Source organism: Ruminococcus sp. CAG:330 (assembly GCF_000437175.1).
GTDB lineage: Bacteria > Bacillota > Clostridia > Oscillospirales > Ruminococcaceae > Ruminococcus_C.
Genome location: NZ_FR898035.1, coordinates 1 through 629, shown reverse-complemented (window position 1 = coordinate 629; position 629 = coordinate 1). Strand labels below are relative to the sequence as shown.

General features: G+C 45.5%; 1 protein-coding gene. It reads right to left on the bottom strand.

The window, feature by feature from the left end; translation table 11 throughout:
- Positions 1 to 629 (bottom strand): hypothetical protein (locus QZL66_RS04095; protein WP_293601846.1); only part of this gene is annotated, 629 nt, incomplete at both ends.

Sequence of the window (629 nt, the reverse complement as noted above, 5' to 3'; positions counted from 1 at the left end):
GACGGAGAGCTTGCTTTCTGGGCAATCGAAAGAGTTGTGTCCGAATCTGCATCTACAGTTGTCAGAATGTATCTGCTGTAAGCACCTGTCTGCAAATTCGCAGTATCATCAACAATCAGGTAATAACCATCTGCAGTAATGCTGAGTTCTGCGCTCGTGCCGTTTTTGGCAGATGTTGCAGATGCTGTAACATTATCTTTCAAATTTGCCTTTACGAGTTCTGCAAAATGCTGTGTCAAGGCACCGTTATTTGCAAATACGCTTGTTTCGGTTCCCTCTTCAGTACCTGCAACCTTTGCGTTCAGCGCAGCTGCAACTTCAGCAGCAGAAGTACAATTTGCGAAATATTTTCCAAGCTGGGTATCGCCTTTCAATGCAGTCAACAGCGCCCCATCATTTACAATATCCTTATTCCAATCAATTCCTGTCAATGCACCATCTACAACAGTACCTTTGAAGATCTGGTATGCGGAATAAGTATGATCAGCCTCTGCATTTCCAGTTGCCTGAGTAATGGTAACTGTCTGTGCACTAACCGGAAGAGCCGACATAGTAGCGGGAACGACTGCGCAAGCTGCGAGGATGGCTGCGGTTGCCAGGGATGCGAATCTTCTTGTCTTTTTCATAAT